Raw genomic sequence first — 21,574 nt, 5'->3', positions numbered from 1 at the left:
AAGGTCTGAATTATTGAATTCCTTCGGTTTCAACCTCTTTGTTTACTTTCTTAACTAATCCTTGTAATACGGCACCCGGTCCTACTTCTGTAAATTTAACTGCACCATCGGCAATCATGTTTTCGACCGACTGAGTCCAGCGTACCGGAGCTGTTAGCTGTGCAACCAGATTTTCTTTGATTGTAACAGGATCTGTCTGCGGTTTCGCGTTTACATTCTGGTATACCGGACAAACAGGCTTGTTGAAACTGGTCTGTTCAATAGCTTCAGCCAGTTCTGTACGGGCCGGTTCCATCAATGGAGAGTGGAAAGCGCCTCCAACCTTTAGTTTAAGGGCTCTTTTGGCACCTGCAGCCAGCATCTTTTCGCAAGCCGCATCAATTCCCGGAACAGATCCGGAAATCACGATTTGTCCCGGACAATTGTAATTGGCAGGAACTACGACTTCGTCGGTAATGGTAGCACAAATCTCTTCTACGGTGGCATCGGGTAAATTTAAAACCGCAGCCATGGTTGAAGGGGTTGCTTCGCATGCTTTTTGCATAGCTAATGCACGTTTGGATACAAGTACAAGTCCGTCTTCGAAAGATAGTGCTCCTGCTGCTACCAAAGCAGAGAATTCACCAAGGGAATGACCTGCAACCATGTCTGGTTTGAACTGGTCTCCCAATGTTTTTGCAAGAATAACCGAGTGAAGGAATATAGCAGGTTGTGTAACCTTGGTTTGTCTCAGATCCTCGTCTGTTCCGGCGAACATCAGATCGGTAATACGGAATCCGAGAATCTCATTGGCCTTTTCGAACATCTCCTTTGCAAGAGGATTATTTTCGTAAAGATCTTTCCCCATTCCAACAAACTGGGCACCCTGTCCGGGAAATACATACGCTTTCATCTTTTCTTTATTTTAGTTTTTTAAGACGCGCAAAGGTAATAAATTTAGAATAAAGAGTGGAGTATTCATTTCAAATAGTATCTTTGCCCCTGTAAACAGACAAGTTTAATTTAAATCATACATATCATGAACAACTTAGCATTTCTTGGAAATTTGGGTACAGGTGAAATTATTATCATTGCAATTATCGTATTGCTTCTTTTTGGTGGAAAGAAAATTCCAGAATTAATGAAGGGTATCGGTAAGGGCGTGAAAAACTTTAAAGACGGTGTAAAAGGACTGGAAGACGATATTAAGTTGGACGATACCGAAAAGAAATAAAGATCTATGCAGCAAGATGAAATGTCTTTCTGGGACCACCTGGAAGAACTTCGTTGGACTTTATTTCGGACTGTTTTAGCTCTTTTTGTATTTGCAATCGGAGGGTTTGCGGTAATGCCTTACTTGTTTGACCATGTAATTATGGCTCCGTGTACTTCCGATTTTATTGTGTACAGGGAAATGTGCAAGCTTAGCTCGCAATTTTCTATGTTGCCCGATTTTTGTAACGATTCCTTCGAAGTGAAGATCGTTAACATCAAGCTGGCTTCCCAGTTTTTCACACACATGACTACCTCTTTTTGGTTAGCAGTGTTGTTGGCATTCCCTTACATGATGTACGAAGTATGGAGATTTATTAGTCCGGCTTTGTACGAAAACGAAAAAAAGAATGTACGTTGGGTTTTCTTTTTTGGGACCATCATGTTTTTTATTGGTTGTTGTGTTGGCTACTTCTTAGTATTCCCGATGACCTTACGTTTTTTAGCAACGTACGAGCTAAGTGCGGCCATTACGGAGCAGGTGTCTTTGGATTCCTATATGGATAATTTCCTAATGTTGGTATTTATCATGGGGATCGTATTTGAAATGCCTTTGGTGTCGTGGTTACTTTCACAAATCGGACTATTGCACAAGTCTTTCTTCCATAAATACAGAAGACATGCCGTAGTAGCGTTATTGGTGGGGGCTGCGTTTATAACACCAAGTAGTGACCCGTTTACTTTGAGTATCGTATTTATTCCGCTCTACTTCCTGTACGAACTGAGTGCTTTCTTTGTAAAGAAAGACCCGGTAGTTGAGGAGGACGAAGATTAATAGTTAATCTGTAAAAATGTATTATGAAAGAGACGCAACCACAGTGTGCGTCTCTTTTTTTATTAATAATGTAACCTGCTTATTTTAATGAAACAAATTTTTCTTCTGACCTTGATTATTTGTGTGTTGCAAGGCTGTGCTTCCGAAAAGAGATTGAAAGCCGATTACGTGAAATATGTGAATCCGTTTATCGGAACCGATTTTACGGGTAATACCTATCCCGGCGCCCAGGTGCCTTTTGGAATGGTGCAGCTTAGTCCGGATAACGGATTGCCGGGCTGGGACCGAATCGCAGGCTATTTTTATCCGGACAGTACCATTGCCGGATTCAGTCACACGCACCTCTCCGGAACCGGGGCCGGCGATTTATATGATATTTCCTTTATGCCGGTAACGCACCCTGTTAAAGAGGCTCCGGCTCCTTTGGGAATTCACTCCCTGTTTTCGCATAACGACGAAGCTGCTTCGGCGGGATATTACCGGGTTTTGCTGAAAGATTATAATATTAATGTAGAACTGACTGCCACAGAACGTTGCGGAATTCAGAAATATACGTTTCCCAAGGCGGATGCATCTGTTTATTTGAATTTGGCCAAAGCCATGAACTGGGATTTTACAACCAACTCGAAGATAGAGGTGGTCGATTCTGTGACCATCCGCGGCTATCGTTATTCTGAGGGTTGGGCACGTGGACAACGCATTTATTTTGTTTCCAAATTTTCTAAACCGTTTGAAGGATACAAACTCGATACTACATCTGTTATTAATCCGGCCGATAAGAAATGGATGGGAACTGCCTATGTGGGAAGATTTGATTTTACAACACAGCAAAACGATGAGATACTGGTACGTACGGCAATATCGGGTGTAAGCATGGAAGGCGCAGAAAAGAATCTGCTTGCCGAAGCTTCCCACGAGGATTTCGATCGTTATCACCGGGAAGCGGCAGATCGCTGGAACCGGGAGCTTGGTAAGATTGAAGTTGAAGGAAGTAATGTTGACGATCTCACCAATTTCTATACAGCTTTGTACCATAGCATGCTGGCTCCTACTATTTACAGCGATGTGGATGGCGGTTATTATGGCCCTGATAAAAAGGTACATCAAACCGACGGCTGGGTGAATTATTCTACCTTCTCTTTGTGGGATACCTATCGTGCGGCTCACCCGTTGTTTACATTTACGCAACCCCAAAGGGTGAATGATATGGTGAAATCTTTTCTTGCCTTTTACGACCAGAACGGACGTTTGCCGGTGTGGAACTTCTTTGCAAGCGAAACAGACATGATGATCGGTTACCATTCGGTGCCTGTAATTGTGGATGCGTATATGAAAGGGATCGGCGATTTTAATGCAGAGCATGCGCTGGAAGCCTGTATTGCAACGGCCAATATGGATGATTACAGAGGTATCGGCCTTTATAAGTCTTACGGATATATACCCTACGAGAAAGAGGGTGAGTCGGTATCCAAAACCCTCGAATATGCTTTCGATGATTACTGTATTTCGTTGATGGCCGAAAAGATGGGTAAAAAGGAGATTGCCGAGACATTCCGCAAGCGCTCTGAGAACTACCGTAATCTGTATAATCCGGAATCCGGATTTATGCAACCCCGTGATGAGAAAGGGAATTTTATTAATGGATTCGATGCCAAGGAGTATACAACGCATATTACTGAAAGTAACGGATGGCAGTATTTTTGGTATGTTCCGCAAAATATAGAGGGCCTTATTGGTCTGACAGGAGGTACGGATCGTTTTGCACAGAAACTGGATAGCATGTTTACATATGCGCCGGATGCAAAAGATGATCTTCCTATCTTCAGTACCGGAATGATTGGTCAGTATGCCCATGGAAACGAACCGAGTCACCATGTCATTTATCTTTTTAACGCAGTAAAGCAGCCTTGGAAGACACAGGAATATACTGCTAAAGTGATGCACGAGTTATACCTGAATACTCCGGCGGGATTGTGCGGAAATGAAGACTGCGGACAAATGTCGGCATGGTATGTATTTAGTGCCATGGGATTTTATCCGGTAAATCCGAATGGGCTGACGTACGAAATTGGAACCCCTTTATTCCCTAAAGTATCTTTGCAGCTGGCAAATGGAAAAACCTTTACGGTTACAGCTCCGGCCGTTTCACGCGAGAATAAGTACATTCAGTCGGTTAAGGTAAACGGAAAGCCGTACGATAAAAGCTATCTGACGCACGACCTTATTCTAAGCGGTGCATCGGTAGAATTTACAATGGGAGCTACTCCGGGACCGGTTTGGTATAAATAACAGGGTGATATTGTATTTCTTTTTTGTACTTTTGTTTTTAAATTAATTTGTAGAGTATGAGAAAGTTGAATTGTCCCCAATGTAATATACCCAATTTCTATATTATGAACGATGCCGGAGAACGTAGATTGGTCTACGTTATGGAAGATCTGAGTATCTGTCCGAAAAATGAAGGCGAATCGCTGGATGGGTTTAACCTGGATAAGATTTATTGTCTGGGTTGCTCCTGGTCCGGTAGTCCGGCTCGTTTGAAACAAACCAAGAGATACTAAGTACCCATGGCTAAAACGAAAACGGTTTATGTCTGTTCTTCCTGCGGGGCAGATTCTCCCAAATGGGTCGGGAAATGTCCCTCGTGCGGCGAATGGAATACCTACGTGGAAGAGGTGATGATAAAGGAATCGCCGGCCAAACGGATTATTCCGGGACTTACGGAATCGTCCAAAGTACGCCCGGTACTTCTTAGGGATATCACGTCGAAAGAAGAAAGTCGTATCAACTTGAAGGACGAAGAGCTTAACAGGGTTTTGGGCGGGGGACTGGTTAAAGGTTCCCTTGTTCTGATTGGCGGTGAGCCGGGTATCGGAAAGTCGACATTGGTTTTGCAGACGGTGTTGGGGCTGACCGGACTTAAAACTCTTTATGTATCAGGAGAGGAGAGCAGCAGTCAGCTTAAGTTGCGTGCCGACCGGTTACAACATCAGAATCCGGATTGTTTTATCCTTTGCGAAACCAATCTCGAACAAATATTTGTTCAGGCAAGTACCATTCAACCCGATTTGGTGATTATCGATTCTATTCAGACAATGTTCACAGAAATGGTGGAGTCTTCTCCCGGAAGTGTTTCCCAGGTGCGTGAATGTTCGGCTGCCATTCTGAAGTATGCCAAAGAGACAGGTACTCCCGTGTTGCTTATTGGTCATATTAACAAGGAGGGGAGTATTGCCGGACCTAAGGTGCTGGAGCATATTGTGGACACGGTTCTGCAATTTGAAGGGGATCAGCATTATATGTACCGCATTCTGCGAAGTATTAAGAATAGGTTTGGAAGTACATCCGAATTAGGTATTTACGAAATGCGCCAGAACGGATTGCGCCAGGTAAGCAATCCGTCCGAGTTGCTGCTAACCCAGAACCATGAAGGGCTGAGTGGTGTAACCATTGCTGCAGCGATCGAAGGGATGCGTCCGTTTTTAATAGAAACACAGGCATTGGTAAGCTCGGCTGTCTATGGCGTACCTCAGCGAAGTGCTACCGGATTCGATATCCGCAGAATGAATATGCTGTTAGCCGTTCTGGAGAAGCGGGCCGGTTTTAAGCTGGTGCAAAAGGATGTCTACCTGAATATTGCAGGTGGATTGAAAGTGAATGATCCGGCTATAGATTTGGCTGTTATCAGTGCGGTGCTATCATCGAGCTTGGATATCAGTATCGATCCGGATATTTGTATGGCCGGAGAGGTAGGCCTTTCGGGCGAGATACGTCCGGTCAACCGCATCGAACAACGTATTCTCGAGGCCGAAAAATTAGGGTTTAAACGGATAATAATACCTTACAACAACCTTAAAGGATTTGATCTGCGGCAAACAAAGATTCAGATTATACAGGTAAAGAAGGTGGAAGAGGCATTCCGTCAGCTGTTTGGATAAGTATTCCAAAAGGGTCAATGCCGGGAACGAATGCAACAAGCCGGCGGCATTTACTGTTATATCCTATAAAAGAATAAAAAACAATGATAAAAGAGTTTCAGTTACGGGTTTTGCCAGAGGAGGCTGCCAACGAACAGGCTTTAACACAGGTGGTTGTACGCGAAGGAGGAATCCGGGCTGACGAAGTTCGTGCTATACGGATTTTGAAACGTTCGGTTGATGCAAGACAGCGAACCATCTTGATAAATCTTAAATTGCGTGTTTTTATTAATGAAGAGCCTACGGAGCTGGAATATATACCTACCGAATACAAGGATGTTTCCAATGGAAAACCGGTTATTGTAGTTGGCTTTGGTCCCGGAGGAATTTTTGCTTCACTGCGTCTTATAGAACTGGGCTACCGTCCGGTAATCATCGAAAGAGGGAAGAATGTTCACGACAGGCGTAGGGATATTGCCCAGATTAGCCGCGAACATATTGTAAACGGAGAGTCGAACTATAGCTTTGGCGAAGGTGGAGCAGGAGCCTATTCCGATGGCAAACTATATACGCGAAGCAAGAAAAGGGGATCTGTAGATAAGATTCTGAATGTTTTCTGTCAGTTTGGAGCCACTTCATCTATCCTTGCTGATGCACATCCTCATATTGGAACGGATAAATTGCCTTCTATTATCGAGAATATGCGGAATCAGATTGTGGCATGCGGTGGAGAGGTTCATTTTGAAACACGTATGGATGCCTTGATTCGTAAAGGAGATGAGGTTATTGGAGTAGAGACAAACACAGGGAAGACTTTCATAGGGCCGGTTATTTTGGCAACTGGCCATTCTGCAAGGGATGTATATTATTATCTACAGCGCACCCAGGTGCCCATTGAGGCGAAAGGGATCGCGGTTGGTGTCCGGTTGGAGCATCCACAGGAGCTAATCGATAAAATACAATATCACCGGGCCGATGGCCGGGGAGAATACCTGCCCGCCGCTGAATATAGTTTTGTAACTCAAAGTGCGGGAAGAGGAGTCTATTCTTTCTGTATGTGTCCCGGAGGTGTTGTGGTGCCGGCGGCAACCGGTCCTAAACAGGTGGTTGTGAATGGTATGTCGGCATCGAGACGAGGATCCAAATGGTCGAATTCGGGTATGGTGGTAGAAATTCATCCCGAGGACTTTCCGGAATATGCATCGCATAAAGAGTTGGCACTAATGAAGTTTCAGGAGCATCTGGAAGAACTGAACTGGTTGAACGGAGGAATGAAGCAAATTGCACCGGCTCAGCGTATGGTCGATTTTGTAAATAAAAAGAATTCGGGTGATACTCCGCCAACTTCATATGCTCCCGGATTACTCGCCTCTCCCTTACATTTCTGGATGCCGGAATTTATTACGAGCCGCTTACGTGAAGGTTTCCGTAATTTTGGCAAGATGTCTCATGGATTCCTTACCAACGAGGCTGTGATGATTGGTGTGGAGAGCAGAACTTCATCGCCGGTACGTATAATCAGGGATCGTGAAAGCATGCAGCACGTTACAATAAAGGGTTTATTCCCTTGTGGTGAAGGGGCTGGGTATGCAGGAGGAATTGTTTCTGCCGCCATCGACGGCGAACGATGTGCCGAAGGAGTGGATGCATGCTTCAGCAGTTTATCGCGTATCTGAAACGAATCCGTTTTTATATATCTTAATAATACGAGAGAGGATGAACTTATAGAAGTTCATCCTCTCTCGTATTATATTTTTTCGGGGGACTAATCTTTCAATAGATTTGATATGAAGTCGATCAATTCAACACGTTCCAACGAAAATGTCTGATCAGATTTTTGAATAAAGGTTAATATGTCCTTCGCTTTTGTAAGTAGTGCTCTTGCCTCTATGCTGTTATGGAAGCTTTCTTCAAGCATTGTTTTGGCTATCAGTTCCATCCTTTGAAGTCCCGCATGATCTCCCTGGTCTAGTTTTATCCGAAGGGTTTCCAAATCCATTGTAAGTGCCTGGTGCTTGTCTATCTTTAAAGATGTATACAATGTGTCGATAAGGGACGCTGACTTCCCGTCGTTTGAATCGTGACGTATATCGAAGAGTTGTGCCAGTACTTTGCCCAATTCCTCAATTTGTACCATGATGAAATCTCTTTTAAGCATACTCTTACTATTGGATGGTTACTTTTATAATTCGGATATCTTTTTTAGGCCGGTCGTAAGCGTCTTTAGGTTGATTCGCTATCGCATCAATCACTTCGAAACCTTCTGTTACTTCGCCGTAGATGGTGTAGAATCCGTCCAGATGCGGACAACCACCCAGGGTTGTGTAGGCTTTACGTTGTTCTTCGGTAAAGATGAGGTGCCCGGGTGTAGAACGGATTACGGAGTCGACTTTGCTGTTTATCTCTACAACACGTTTATTGAATTCCCGTGGATTATCTTTTTTAAGGATTTCCAATTCTGTTTTAAACGGTTTATAATAGGTATCCATTGCTTTGCGTCGGATGGGTTGATTTTTAATTAGTTCGAGAGTGTCCAGTGCTCCATCGGTATATACTTTTCCATGAACGATAAAGAATTGAGACATATCCGATTTCTTTTTTGGGTTGATGTCGTCGTTCTGACGAGGTGCTGCCAATGCTCCCTTTTTATGAAAGTAATGGTTTCGAAACTCCGGTAAAATCTCCGATCTCCGATCTCCAAATCCACATCTGGCACCTGCCGGGGCATTTTTTGAGTCGGGTGATCCTCCCTGAATCATAAATTCCTTAATAACTCGGGTAAAGAGGGTGCCGTTATAGTCTCCGTTAGCCGCTTTTTTTATGAATACGGAGGTATGATTGGGTACATCATTGTATAAACGGGCTTTGATAACACCGGCGCTGGTTGTAAATGTGACCGTTTTTTCCTGTGCATAACAATATGCCAAAACGGACGACAGCATAATGTTTATTAAAATAAAATGCAACTTTTTCATTTCTATATAGTTGTGATAATATATTGCGGATTTAGACAGAGTCGTTTCTATCTGATCATTATCCTTTATTTGCAAAGTTACGCAGCATGTAGTTATGCTGATAATTTCGTAAAGGTAAAATAAATATGTTGTTAAACACAAATAATATGGTTAACTTTGCACTGGTTTTTAACGGTAATAAAGGTAAATAATTAATTATGAGTTGGTTGAATGAATTGTTGTGGGGCGAAGGAATTGCGCACTCGGTAATGCTATTGGCTTTTGTCATTGCGGCTGGTATCCAGTTAGGTAAGATTAAAATCTTTGGCATTTCTTTGGGAATTACTTTCGTCCTTTTCGTTGGAATTTTACTCGGACAGATCGGTTTTAAAATGAATCATGAAGTTTTACACTTTATGAAGGAGTTCGGATTGATATTGTTCGTTTATTCTGTAGGTATGCAAGTTGGGCCTGGTTTCTTCTCTTCTTTCAAAAAAGGAGGAATCACGCTGAATATGTTAGCTTGCGGAATAGTTCTTTTAGGGGTTGCAACAACCATTATACTTCACTTTGTTACCGGAGTACCTATGGCTACGATGGTTGGAATACTCTCCGGTGCTGTTACAAATACACCGGGTCTAGGTGCGGCACAGCAAGCCTATAACGATGTTTTCGGTACAACAGACAATACGATTGCATTGGGTTATGCGGTAGCCTATCCACTTGGTGTAGTTGGGATTATCCTTTCTTTGATTGTAATCCGTTATGTTTTCCGTGTGTCGTTCGAAAAAGAAAATGAGGCATTAAATGCTACCGAAGGAAAAAATACCAATGAAGCTAAACCAATCTCATTGATGGTGAAGAATCCGGCTATTTTTAATAAATCGGTAAGTGAGGTAAGTGCCCTTATTGAAAACCGTGATTTTGTTATCTCACGTATCAGCCATGTAAACAACGAGGTTGAGATACCTTCTTCCACAACGGTTTTATGCGAAAACGACAAGATATTTGTAATAACAACCGAACGGGATGCCGAAGCATTGAGAACTTTTATTGGTGAAGAGATCGATATGGACCGTAAGGAGTGGATTCGCAAAGACAGCCAGTTCATCAACCGTCGTATTCTGATCACGAAGTCAGAGCTTAACGGAAAGCGTTTGGGTACATTGAAGTTACGCAATTTGTATGGTGTCAATATTACAAGGGTAAACCGCTCGGGGGTTGATCTGGTTGCCAATCCGAATCTGACCTTACAAGTGGGCGACCGTGTTAATGTGGTTGGTACCGAATCGGCCATCGAATCTGTTGAAAAGGTGTTAGGTAATTCGATGAAGCGTTTGAATGAGCCTAATTTGCTGTTTATTTTTGTAGGAATTTTCTTAGGTATATTCCTTGGAAGTATTCCTTTTGTATTTCCGGGTATTCCTCAGCCTGTAAAGTTAGGATTGGCTGGTGGTCCTCTGATTGTTTCTATTCTAATCAGCCGTTTCGGTTATAAATATAAATTGGTTACCTATACTACCATGAGTGCAAATTTAATGTTGCGTGAGATAGGTATTACCCTTTTCCTTGCTTGTGTAGGAATTGGTGCCGGAGACGGATTTATAGATACAATCGTAAATAACGGCGGACTTTCCTGGATCGGTTACGGTTTTGCAATTACAACGATTCCATTGCTGATTATCGGAACAATAGGTCGTTATTTCTTTAAATTGAATTATTTTACCTTGATGGGACTTATTGCCGGTAGTACAACGGATCCTCCTGCATTGGCCTATGCAAATATGACCGCCGGTAATGATGCACCGGCTGTTGGATATGCAACGGTTTATCCTTTAACCATGTTTCTTCGTGTGCTTACGGCTCAATTGTTGATTTTGTTCTTTGTATAAATACATATAGATTACTGTACGCGGGACTTTCCTTCAGGGAAGATCCCGCGTATTTTTTTGTTTTGAAAATTATACATACTTTTGAGTGCCTTTCATTAATCTAAATACATTCTAAGATGAAAAAAGAGGGATCTTATATCGGCGTTGATCTGGGTGGAACGAATATGCGAGTTGCCAAAGTAAAAGATGGCGTCATTGTTGATTTGAAAATATGGCCAACTCCCCGGTTTGCCAAATCGTGTGAAGAAACAATTCAGGCTCTGATTTCAATAATATCAGAGGTCTTCGATAAGGAAGTCCTTTCCATAGGTATAGGAGTACCAAGTGTGGTTGACCGTCGTGCCGGCATTGTTTACAATGTGGCAAATATACCTTATTGGGAGGAGGTTCACTTGAAAGAGCTGCTTACCCAACGTTTCTCGGTTCCGGTTTTTGTTGATAATGATGCCAATTGTTTTGCCCTCGGCGAACGATACTTCGGTAAAGGGCAGACGGTGTCTAACTTTGTTGGTCTTACCATCGGTACCGGATTGGGTGGTGGAATTATTCAGCAAGGCCAGCTGCTTGCCGATGCCAATTGTGGATCCGGTGAATTTGGTGAAATACCATATAAGGAACATAATTTGGAATATTATTGCAGCGGGAGTTACTTTATGAATGTATGGCAGACAAACGGAAAGGAGATGTATGATCTGGCTGTTCTGCAAGATTCCAGGGCTCTAGAGGCTTACAGACAATTCGGACTCCATCTGGCTGATGCAGTAAAGATCGTGGTGCTGACATTGGATCCTCAGATGATCGTTTTTGGAGGATCGGTTGCGGATGCGCATCGCTTTTATGAAGCAAGTATGTTGGAAGGACTGAAGGATTTCCCATATCCGAACTCAATCCGTAATCTGCAGATCGAATTCTCTACTCTGGAGAATGCCGGTATTCTGGGAGCTGTGTCTCTTTGTTATTAATAGCTGAGATTTATATAGCCCTTTTTTAGGCAAATTCCTGAAGAGGGCTATGTATTTATTAGAAGCAACGGATGTATCCTATGGAATAGGAATCGTACAGATTATCTCTCATTCCGTGTGAGTATTTGAATGATAGAATATTCTTTTTCAGCTCGTAACTCAGATTGCTGCGTAATACGCGGGGGCGGTCTCCGTTATTCTCGTAACCCGTATAACCTGCATAGTCTGTTTGCAGCATCAGATTTTTATATTTACCGGTGAGGCCGATTGCATAAGAGTAGGCATCGTCTTGCCTGTGGACCAGGCTGTTTGTCATCCAGCAATAGAATCCGCCCATCCCATGAACACGGAGTGATGCCGTTCCGTCTGTAGATTTAAGCAGATTTTTCCCGAAGGTAAGATCAAACCAATAACCTGCTGCGTCCGTGTAACGTGCTAAAGCGAGTCGTTGCCCGGTAGCTGTGCGGATGTACATCCTTCCAACCAGATCAACCCACTTTTCACTTCGCAGAATTTGGTAATGAGTCCCGATAATAACATCTCCCAGTATATTGTCCCAGTTTTTGGTGCCAGCTGCAAACCTCTCTGCCTTGGTTTCCGGGGTAGTTTCAAATTCTGTTTCAAGGGTGCAGCTAACTTCAACGGCAACACGGTTATTCACCAATGGAATGTATAATCTACCGTACCAGTTTTTTGTTTTATCTCCGGAGTAACGATGGTATTCGCCCCGTACTTCAACTTCCCATCGGTTGCTTACACTGCCAGAATGCATCGTTGGGATGGGTAACGCATTCGGACCGAAGTATCTTGAAGAATAGATGAGCTTTTTCATTTCTTCACGCCAGGGTTCATCTCCCGAACTTTCGGCTTTCGCAACTCCTGCGGAAAGTGTGATGAGAAGAAATAATACTGCATACTTATATAACATATGATATTATCTTATTATTTTGTGGTCAAAAATACATTTTTCAATTCTATTAAACTAATTTTGTATATCTATATTCAAAAATTTGAGCTGTTATGAAGTACCCTATTCTTTACAAATTAGTTTGTGTTTTTGCTTTTATTCTGTTGGCAGGATCGGTTTCTGGGAAAAAGCCTATTAAAACGTTGATAGTAACCGGCCAGAACAACCATAATTGGCAGGTAAGCAATGTGGCTTTGAAAAAAATAATGGAGCAATCCGGACGTTTTGTTGTAGACGTTGCAGTTTCTCCCGCAGCAGGAGAAGATATGTCTTCTTTCAGCCCTAATTTTGCAGCTTACCAATTGGTGGTGGTGGACTATAACGGAGACTCATGGATTGAAGCGACCAAGCAAAACTTTATATCTTTTGCCCGTAACGGAGGGGGAATAGTAATTTACCACGCTGCCGATAATGCCTTTTCCAATTGGCCCGAATTCAATAAGATATGTGCCTTGGGCGGATGGGAAGGCCGGGATGAAAAATCTGGTCCCTATGTATATTGGCTGGACGGAAAGTTGATTGAAGATAGTGCTCCGGGGCCTGGTGGATCCCATGGCAAACAGCATGAGTATGTATTGAATGCCCGAGACGAGGTACATCCTATAATGAAAGGACTCCCAAAGAAATGGAGACATGCTACAGATGAATTGTATGACAGGATGCGTGGACCTGGTAATATTCAAGATATTCTGTTTACTGCCTATTCTGATAAGTCAACCAATGGATCCGGAAGAGAAGAGCCTTTGATGTTTACGGTTAATTACGAAAAAGCCCGTATTTTCCATACAATGTTGGGACATGCAGGTGAGTCTCTCGAAAATAATCCTGCCATGCAATGTACCGGTTTTCAGATTACCTTCCTTCGCGGTGCTGAGTGGGCTGCAACAGGTAAAGTTACAATCAAAGTACCGGAAGATTTTCCTACCGAAACCAGAGTAACTTCCCGGCTTGATTATAAATAAGCCGGTTAAATCTGCAGTGAAAAAGCATCCCCAAAGGGAAAAGCATACACGAAGGATATCATTTTGAAGCTTTGTTCAGAATCAACGTTGAAGGCATCTTTTGGAGCGCGTCTTTACGGGTTTCACAAAGAATGTTCCATGTTGGATAGCTTATAAGCATGAAATTAAATTTTGCAAGAATATCTCCCGATAGTTTCTTCTCCGGGAGTAGGGTTGCATGTTTCGTTTCAAAAATAAACTTTTGTATGCTTTCTGTCATAACCGACTCCTCTTCACTATTGGGCGGATTACTTACAATCCCCACCGATCCGTGGGTGGCTTTTACCAAACGATGTACATATTCGAGTAAGAATAAGTCTTCCACATTCGTCAGCGTAACCAATACGTTGGTTGCCTTTACAAACCCTCTGTTAACGAACACTCCTACAGGGCAGTTGGTCTGTTCGATAAACATTTTAGTCTTGTCCTTCAGCAATCCTCCCGGATAGAACCATGATTCAGGGGCATTGAGCTTTTTAAAGTAACGGTTATAGAACGTTGCCCGGTATTTGTTGGCAGCAACATCGTCCGGGGCGTCAGACATGGAAATCCCTGCGCCTACCAAAAGGAAATCATAGCCCTCTTCATTTACAATATCACAAATATCCTGACCGGCATTATTTGATACTTCATAACGGGTAATCAAAGGTATACCCAGTTTTTTTGCTCCATAGAGTATTGGCCCAAAGCTCACCTCTTCAAAATTATCCGCATGCAGAGGGTTTACGTCCGATCCGACCGTTAAATGTAATGCTGTAATTTCCAAATGGTTTTTCCCTTTTGAAAACATTTGATGGGCAACATCCAGCATAATCTGACCATTCCCGGCTCGTCCGAATGAAAGCAGTACTTTAAATACGCCTGACACTGTACCTGCTTTTTTATTTTCAATAATCTTTTCTCTCGTCCGGTAACAGAAGTCGATAAATGAGATCAGAGGGGTGGTCATAAAGGTTGTGACAAGAGTCATTAATACAAGCATCACAAAAATCGCCGGAGGTAATATTTGCATTTCATATCCGATGGTAAGGACAATAAGCTCCATCAATCCTCTGGTATTCATTAATGCCCCGATATACAAGCTGTTTTTCCAGCTTTCGCCAACAAAACGTGCTGAAAATAAAGCTCCTCCAAATTTCCCGACAATGGCTACTAATATAATAGCCAGGCAGGTCCCCCATAATTGAGGTGTATTAAGTAGTCCGATCTCAGTCCTTAATCCCGTGGATACAAAAAACAATGGAAGAAGAAGGGTTAAGGATATATCTTCAACCTTTTCAGACATTATTTTCCTGAATTTTAAATTTGAAGGCATAACAACGCCTGCAATAAAGGCACCGAAAAGCACATGTAAACCTAAAACCTCGGTCAGGAACGACGAAAGGATAAGGAAAAGGAAAATAAATGCCACCATACCCTTGTTTACCACCTCCTTGTTGTGGTAAATATTACCTATCATTGCAAAAAATGGACGGACAGCAAAAAACATGATTAATACATAGAGTACGGAGAATAATATATTATACGTGGCACTTAACATATTTCCAGCTTGTGCAACAGCTACAACCACCGCAAGCAGACACCAGGCAGTAATATCTCCGTTTGCCGCACTAGCCAAAGAGACTGTTCCCAGGTGAGACCTGGTAAGACCTTTTTCCTGTATAATCCGTGCTAAAACAGGAAAAGCGGTTATACTCATTGATATTCCTATAAATAGAGCAAATGACAAAAAAGGGGTGAATTTATAAGAATAACTTTCATACATAAAATAAGCCACAAGCATACCCAGGAAAAATGGAATCACAATACTGGCATGACTGATCAGCAAGGTTTCCCGTAATTTCTTTTTCACCTCCATCAAATCCAATTCCATACCGATGGCATACATAAATAGAATTAAACCAAACTGGCTTAGAATATTTATGTTGGCTAGTGATTCAGGCCTGAAAAGAAAAGAAGATACCTCCGGTAACAGGTTTCCTAAAACCGATGGTCCCAGAAGTATTCCGGCAACAATCTCGCCGATAACAGTAGGTTGTCCCATTTTCTGGAATAACCATCCGCACGCTCTGGCAATTATCAGGATTGTTATAATCTGTAAAAGAAGAATCCCCAGAGGACTTTCGGTATGGTGTAACACCAGTTTTTTGAATGTGTCGAATCCACTCAAAAGATCGGTAGGTTTTTCTGATATAGAATTCAGTGCGCCGTCAATCTGATAGGTCTCACCTTCTTTGGCGATGAGATACATCAGCGAACCGAAGACGAGAATCATCAATATGTAAAAAGTAAAACTTTTCGCTCCTTTACTCATCATTTAACCCGTTTTTGCAAAAGTAAGAAAAATATATATAAATACAAGGTGTCCGTTTTTTTCTTTTATCTTTGCAAAACAACCAATATGGAATCCATCTATGGAATTTCTTAATCTGATAAAAAACGATTCATGGCTTGCTCCTTTTGAAAAGGTAATTGCAGGCCGTCACCAGTATACGATTGAAAAAGAAAACGTGTTGACAAATAACGGGAGTTGCTCATTGGCTTCTTTTGCAACAGGTTATTTATATTTTGGACTTCATAAAGTTTCGGATGGCTGGATTTTCAGAGAATGGGCGCCTAATGCAACATGTATCTATCTTATAGGTACCTGCAACGGATGGCAAAAGGACCCGGCATATAAACTGAATAACATCGGTTCGGGTGTTTGGGAGATTTTTATTCCGGAGCATGCCCTTCATCATGGAGATTTATATAAACTCTGGATAGAATGGAACGGTGGAGCTGGCGAACGCATTCCTGCATGGTGCAGGAGAGTAGTTCAAGATACCGAATCAAAAATCTTTTCTGCACAGGTTTGGAACCCATCTGTACCTTATGTGTTTAAAAATAAGAAATTTGTTCCATCCAAGACTCCTCTGTTGATTTACGAGTGCCATATAGGAATGAGCACCAGTAAGGAAACGGTAGGTAGTTATACCGAATTCCGTGAAAATGTGTTGCCTCGTATTTACAAGGCCGGATACAATGCAATTCAAATTATGGCCATTCAGGAGCATCCATACTATGGGTCGTTCGGCTACCATGTTTCCAGTTTCTTTGCGGCATCGTCCCGGTTTGGAACTCCCGAGGAGCTGAAAGAGTTGATTGATACAGCTCACTCCTATGGAATTGCTGTTATCATGGATATTGTGCATTCACATGCTGTGAAAAATGAAACGGAAGGTCTGGGTCGCTTTGATGGAACCACCCATCAATATTTTCATGAGGGTGACCGCAGGGAACATCCTGCATGGGATTCACTCTGTTTTGATTATGGAAAGAATGAAGTGCTTCATTTTTTGTTGTCTAACTGCAAGTTTTGGCTGGACGAGTACAAATTTGACGGATTCCGTTTTGATGGAGTAACCTCGATGCTGTATTATAGTCACGGATTGGGAGAGGCCTTTTCATCTTATGCCGATTATTATAACGGGAATCAGGATAGAGATGCCATCGCATATCTCACTTTGGCAAACAGGCTGATACATGAAGTGAATCCTCATGCGATAACTATCGCCGAAGAGGTTAGCGGTATGCCGGGTTTGGCCGTGCTGCCTGAGGACGGAGGCTATGGATTTGACTATCGTATGGCTATGAATATCCCCGACTTCTGGATCAAGATGATAAAAGAGAAGAAAGACGAAGATTGGCATCCTTCAGCTATCTGGTGGGAAACGACCAACCGGCGCAAAGATGAAAAAACAATCAGCTATGCCGAGAGTCATGATCAGGCTTTGGTAGGAGATAAGACAATCATCTTCCGCCTGATCGATGCTGCCATGTATTGGCATATGCAGGTTAACGATCATAATATGGTTGTTGAGCGTGGGATTGCTTTGCATAAGATGATCCGTCTGGTTACAGCTTCTACCATCAATGGAGGCTATCTTAATTTTATGGGAAATGAATTCGGTCATCCGGAGTGGATCGATTTCCCGCGCGAAGGAAATGGCTGGTCTCACAAGTATGCACGCAGACAGTGGGATTTAGTGGACAATATGGATCTTAAGTATCATTATTTGGGTGACTTCGACAAGGAAATGCTTGCAGCGATAACAAGCATAAAGAATTTTGAGAAAACACCCCTTGAAAAGTTATGGGATAGTGATGCCGATCAGACACTGGCCTACAAGCGGAAAGATTTGATATTTGTGTTTAATTTCAGTCCTACCCGTTCCTATTCTGATTACGGGATCCTTGCGCCAAAAGGAGAGTACGAGGTTATATTGAATTCGGATTCCCTAAAATTTGGTGGTTTCGGACTGACGGACGACTCAATTAGGCATTTTACTCATTTTGATCCGTTGTACAAAAAAGAAAAGAAAGAGTGGTTGAAGTTATATATACCGGCACGAACCGCTATGGTGTTGCGTAAAGTTAAACCGGTAAAATCGTAAAAGTTAATAAATATATGTTGTATCCAGTTACATTTAGACCTATCCTGAAAAGTGTTATTTGGGGAGGAGCCGATATTTGTCCCTTTAAGGGAATTGAACCTTTGCAAGATGGTATAGGAGAAAGTTGGGAATTATCTCACGTGGAAGGAAATGTTTCGGTCGTGGCCGAAGGTTCTTTAGCCGGTAAAAGCCTGGAAGAATTAATAAATACCTATGGAGATAAGCTGTTGGGTAGGAAAGTGATGGATTCTTTTGGAACTACATTTCCGTTGCTTATCAAGTTTATTGATGCCCGTGATCATTTATCCATTCAGGTTCACCCGGACGATGAATTGGCCGCCAAACGACACAATTCATTCGGAAAGACTGAAATGTGGTATGTAGTTAAAGCTTCGGATGATGCTATTCTATATTCCGGTTTCTCTCAGCAAATAGATTCGGAAGAATATGTGAAAAGAGTGAATGACAATACGATCATGGATGTATTGAAAAAGTATAATGTAAAGCAAGGAGATGTATTTTTCCTGCCGGCGGGTCGTGTTCATGCGATCGGGGCCGGATGTTTTATTGCAGAAATTCAGCAGACATCCAATATCACCTATCGTATCTACGATTACGATCGTAGGGATGCCCAGGGAAATGGTCGCGAACTTCATACCGAACTGGCTAAAGATGCTATTGATTACACATTGTATCCGGATTATCGTACCAGCTATACTCCCAAACGAAATGAGTCTGTGTCGTTAGCAAGTTGCAAATACTTTACAACGAATCTTCTGGAACTCGACAACGAGCTGAATCGCGATTTTACTTCGCTTGATTCGTTTGTAGTTTATATCTGTATGGAAGGAGCCTGCGAGCTTTTGGACGATAAAGGAAACAAAGTTTCTTTAAAGCAAGGCCAGACTGTACTGGTTCCGGCAGACACGCAGAAGGTTACTCTTTCTCCGGTTGGTAATGGAGTTAAATTATTGGAAACCTATATCGGCTGATCTCGGCTGAAGGATAAAACAGAGGGGTTGAAACAAGTTTTCAACCCCCTTTTTCTTTAAGAGAAAAATTAGGGTTCCTATTTTATTTATTATTTACTTTTGCATAAAAAAAATATAATGAGAAGTTTTGCTAGCGATAATAATTCCGGCGTTCATCCTTTGGTTATGGATGCTCTATTAAAAGCGAATGTAGATCATGCTGTAGGTTATGGAGACGATAACTGGACACATGCGGCTGAGAAGAAGTTGAAAGAAGTTTTTGGAGAAAAGGCGACTCCTTTTTTTGTATTCAACGGAACAGGGGCAAATTCGGTCGCCTTACAAGCTGTTACAAGATCTTTTAATTCGATCCTTTGTGCTGAAACCGCACATATCAACGTGGACGAATGCGGAGCACCGGGACGGATGACCGGATGCGCCCTGGTTTCTATCCCTACTTCGGATGGTAAACTGACACCGGAACTAATAAAAGCAAGATTACATAATTTTGGTGTTTGCCATCATTCGCAACCTAAGGTCGTATATATTTCGCAGGTAACAGAGTTAGGTACGGTTTACACGATCGACGAGGTTAAAGCCGTTGCCGATTTGCTTCATGCACATTCTATGTACCTGCACATGGATGGTGCCCGTTTAGCCAACGCATGCGCTTACCTGAAGTGCTCGATGAAGCAACTTACCGTAGATGCGGGGGTAGATATACTTAGTTTCGGCGGCACCAAAAATGGAATGATGATGGGGGAAGCCGTTATTGCCTTTTCGCCCGAAATTGCTGAAAATTTAATGTATTTCAGAAAACAGTCAGCTCAGCTGGCTTCCAAGATGAGGTATTTATCGGCTCAGTTCATCCCATATCTTGAAAATGATTTATGGCTTGTGAATGCCGTAAAAGCCAATGCTGCCGCAATTAAATTATCAAATATACTCAAACAATATCCAGGGATTGTCTTTACACAAAAGGTTGAATCCAATGCATTGTTCTTTACCATTCCAACCGATGCACTGCGTAAGCTGCAAGAAGAATACTACTTCTATATGTGGAACGAGGAGAGGAATGAAGCCCGATTAGTCACCTCCTGGGATACAACGGATGAAGATATTTCAAAGTTTGAAGAATCTCTCAAAACAATATTCAAATAAAGTCAGGCCATGAAACACACAAAATCGTTAACCTTGCTTGTTCCTGTGATGTTTACCTTTTTTACAATGGGGTTTGTAGATCTGGTAGGTATTGCGACCAATTATGTAAAAGAGGATTTCACCTTGTCTGATACGATGGCTAATTTGCTGCCATCGATGGTTTTTCTTTGGTTTCTGGTCTGTTCTGTTCCTACGGGAATGCTGATGAATAAGATAGGAAGACGAAAAACGGTTATAATCAGCGTCCTGGTAACATTTCTCTCGTTGTTGGTTCCGCTGATCGAGTACAGCTATAGCATGATGTTGATCTCTTTTGCCCTGTTGGGAATGGGCAATGCCATGATGCAGGTGTCATTAAACCCATTGCTGTCTAATGTGGTAAGCGGTCACCTGCTTGCAAGCAGCCTTACCCTGGGTCAGTTTTTCAAGGCGATTGCCTCATTCCTTGCTCCGATAATTACAGCCTGGGCAGTGGTGGAGTTTGGTAACTGGAGGATGTTGTACCCTATCTTTGCCTCTATTTCACTTATTGCCGCTTTCTGGTTGTTGTTTACGTCTGTAGAGGAACAGAAAACTGAAGGGAAGACATCCACATTCTCTCAATGTTTTTCATTGTTGGGAAATCAGTCTATTTTAATGCTCTTTATAGGAATAATGTGCCATGTAGGTATCGATGTAGGTATTAATACCACTGCTCCCAAAATTCTAATGGAGCGGACAGGAATGACGTTGGCTGATGCAGGTTATGCAACCAGTCTTTATTTCTTGTGTCGTACGATAGGTTGTTTCGGCGGAGCTTTCATTCTGGCGAGGTTTGCCCCCAGGAAATTCTTTTTAATAAGCATTGTCGGCGTGGCCCTTGCTATTGGTGGCCTGCTTGTAGTGGATAAGCTTGTATATATATACCTGTGTATAGGACTGATCGGTTTCGGTAATTCAAACCTCTTTTCCATCCTATTCTCTCAGGCATTTCAACTTCAGCCGGAAAATAGCAATGAAGTGTCCGGCTTGATGATGATGGGTATTTTTGGAGGAGCCGTTTTACCATTGCTTATGGGAATTACATCAGATGCCATCGGTTCGCAGTTGGGAGCTGTAATCATTCTGGCAATTTGTACGGTGTACCTTTTTATCTTATATCCAAAATTAAAATAAAACAACTGGCAATACACATAGATAAGGGAGGGTGATACGTAAGTTTACCCTCCCTTTTTTGTTAACCGTATTCGCCAACGAATACTAAATCCGGCAAGATTTAGAATGTTATATTAAGTTAAATGTTAGACG

General features: G+C 42.3%; 18 protein-coding genes. 13 read left to right on the top strand and 5 right to left on the bottom strand.

The features are described 5' to 3' along the window. Window positions 1-10 precede the first annotated feature (10 nt). The gene (fabD, locus tag F5613_RS04065; RefSeq protein ID WP_068186917.1) at window positions 11-892 is read right to left on the bottom strand and encodes an ACP S-malonyltransferase; all 882 of its coding nucleotides are present in this window, start codon (window positions 890-892) and stop codon (window positions 11-13) included. A gap of 126 nt (window positions 893-1,018) precedes the next feature. Here fabD and F5613_RS04060 point away from each other — a divergent pair, with 126 nt between their 5' ends. The 6 genes from F5613_RS04060 to F5613_RS04035 all read left to right on the top strand — a co-directional run bounded on the left by F5613_RS04060 (window position 1,019) and on the right by F5613_RS04035 (window position 7,619). Further along, on the top strand, window positions 1,019-1,213 hold the full coding sequence (locus tag F5613_RS04060) for a Sec-independent protein translocase subunit TatA/TatB (RefSeq protein ID WP_068186919.1): 195 nt from the start codon (window positions 1,019-1,021) through the stop codon (window positions 1,211-1,213). A gap of 6 nt (window positions 1,214-1,219) precedes the next feature. Then, window positions 1,220-2,026, top strand: coding sequence for a twin-arginine translocase subunit TatC (tatC, locus tag F5613_RS04055; RefSeq protein ID WP_079682919.1), 807 nt, complete (start codon window positions 1,220-1,222; stop codon window positions 2,024-2,026). A gap of 87 nt (window positions 2,027-2,113) precedes the next feature. Continuing rightward, complete coding sequence (locus F5613_RS04050) at window positions 2,114-4,315, top strand: GH92 family glycosyl hydrolase (protein ID WP_179398769.1); 2,202 nt, start codon at window positions 2,114-2,116, stop codon at window positions 4,313-4,315. A gap of 56 nt (window positions 4,316-4,371) precedes the next feature. Then, a complete protein-coding gene (locus tag F5613_RS04045; RefSeq protein WP_079682921.1) occupies window positions 4,372-4,587 on the top strand; it encodes a hypothetical protein in 216 nt (71 codons plus the stop codon). A 6-nt stretch (window positions 4,588-4,593) separates the two neighbouring features. Beyond that, window positions 4,594-5,964 carry a DNA repair protein RadA gene (radA, locus tag F5613_RS04040; RefSeq protein ID WP_179398768.1) on the top strand — a complete coding sequence of 457 codons (1,371 nt, stop codon included), beginning with the start codon at window positions 4,594-4,596 and terminating at the stop codon, window positions 5,962-5,964. A gap of 83 nt (window positions 5,965-6,047) precedes the next feature. Next, complete coding sequence (locus tag F5613_RS04035; protein WP_179398767.1) at window positions 6,048-7,619, top strand: NAD(P)/FAD-dependent oxidoreductase; 1,572 nt, start codon at window positions 6,048-6,050, stop codon at window positions 7,617-7,619. A gap of 89 nt (window positions 7,620-7,708) precedes the next feature. On the opposite strand, the gene F5613_RS04030 is transcribed toward F5613_RS04035, so the two are convergent. After that, the gene (locus F5613_RS04030) at window positions 7,709-8,080 is read right to left on the bottom strand and encodes a hypothetical protein (protein ID WP_246303330.1); all 372 of its coding nucleotides are present in this window, start codon (window positions 8,078-8,080) and stop codon (window positions 7,709-7,711) included. A 28-nt stretch (window positions 8,081-8,108) separates the two neighbouring features. Beyond that, a complete protein-coding gene (locus tag F5613_RS04025; protein ID WP_179398765.1) occupies window positions 8,109-8,918 on the bottom strand; it encodes a peptidylprolyl isomerase in 810 nt (269 codons plus the stop codon). Window positions 8,919-9,115: 197 nt separating this feature from the next. Here F5613_RS04025 and F5613_RS04020 point away from each other — a divergent pair, with 197 nt between their 5' ends. Both F5613_RS04020 and F5613_RS04015 read left to right on the top strand, forming a co-directional pair. Next, complete coding sequence (locus F5613_RS04020) at window positions 9,116-10,789, top strand: putative transporter (protein ID WP_179398764.1); 1,674 nt, start codon at window positions 9,116-9,118, stop codon at window positions 10,787-10,789. 116 nt (window positions 10,790-10,905) lie between these two features. Continuing rightward, window positions 10,906-11,751, top strand: coding sequence for an ROK family protein (locus tag F5613_RS04015; RefSeq protein WP_179398763.1), 846 nt, complete (start codon window positions 10,906-10,908; stop codon window positions 11,749-11,751). A 58-nt stretch (window positions 11,752-11,809) separates the two neighbouring features. Here the strand turns inward: F5613_RS04015 and F5613_RS04010 are convergent, their stop codons facing one another. Continuing rightward, on the bottom strand, window positions 11,810-12,679 hold the full coding sequence (locus tag F5613_RS04010) for a hypothetical protein (protein ID WP_179398762.1): 870 nt from the start codon (window positions 12,677-12,679) through the stop codon (window positions 11,810-11,812). A 92-nt stretch (window positions 12,680-12,771) separates the two neighbouring features. On the opposite strand from F5613_RS04010, the gene F5613_RS04005 reads away from it, so the two are divergent. Continuing rightward, complete coding sequence (locus F5613_RS04005; RefSeq protein ID WP_179398761.1) at window positions 12,772-13,680, top strand: ThuA domain-containing protein; 909 nt, start codon at window positions 12,772-12,774, stop codon at window positions 13,678-13,680. 58 nt (window positions 13,681-13,738) lie between these two features. Here the strand turns inward: F5613_RS04005 and F5613_RS04000 are convergent, their stop codons facing one another. Further along, a complete protein-coding gene (locus tag F5613_RS04000; RefSeq protein ID WP_179398953.1) occupies window positions 13,739-16,033 on the bottom strand; it encodes a cation:proton antiporter in 2,295 nt (764 codons plus the stop codon). A 100-nt stretch (window positions 16,034-16,133) separates the two neighbouring features. Here F5613_RS04000 and F5613_RS03995 point away from each other — a divergent pair, with 100 nt between their 5' ends. From F5613_RS03995 to F5613_RS03980, 4 genes are all read left to right on the top strand, one after another. Beyond that, the gene (locus F5613_RS03995) at window positions 16,134-18,155 is read left to right on the top strand and encodes an alpha amylase C-terminal domain-containing protein (protein WP_179398760.1); all 2,022 of its coding nucleotides are present in this window, start codon (window positions 16,134-16,136) and stop codon (window positions 18,153-18,155) included. Window positions 18,156-18,169: 14 nt separating this feature from the next. After that, on the top strand, window positions 18,170-19,147 hold the full coding sequence (locus F5613_RS03990) for a type I phosphomannose isomerase catalytic subunit (protein WP_179398759.1): 978 nt from the start codon (window positions 18,170-18,172) through the stop codon (window positions 19,145-19,147). A 117-nt stretch (window positions 19,148-19,264) separates the two neighbouring features. Next, the gene (locus F5613_RS03985; protein ID WP_179398758.1) at window positions 19,265-20,287 is read left to right on the top strand and encodes a threonine aldolase family protein; all 1,023 of its coding nucleotides are present in this window, start codon (window positions 19,265-19,267) and stop codon (window positions 20,285-20,287) included. 9 nt (window positions 20,288-20,296) lie between these two features. Next, complete coding sequence (locus F5613_RS03980) at window positions 20,297-21,442, top strand: MFS transporter (protein WP_179398757.1); 1,146 nt, start codon at window positions 20,297-20,299, stop codon at window positions 21,440-21,442. The last annotated feature ends 132 nt before the right edge of the window (window positions 21,443-21,574 follow it).

Origin of the sequence: Macellibacteroides fermentans (genome assembly GCF_013409575.1) — a bacterium.
GTDB lineage: Bacteria > Bacteroidota > Bacteroidia > Bacteroidales > Tannerellaceae > Macellibacteroides > Macellibacteroides fermentans.
Note: the sequence above shows the minus strand (reverse complement) of the source record. Positions and strands in the feature narration are given on the sequence as shown.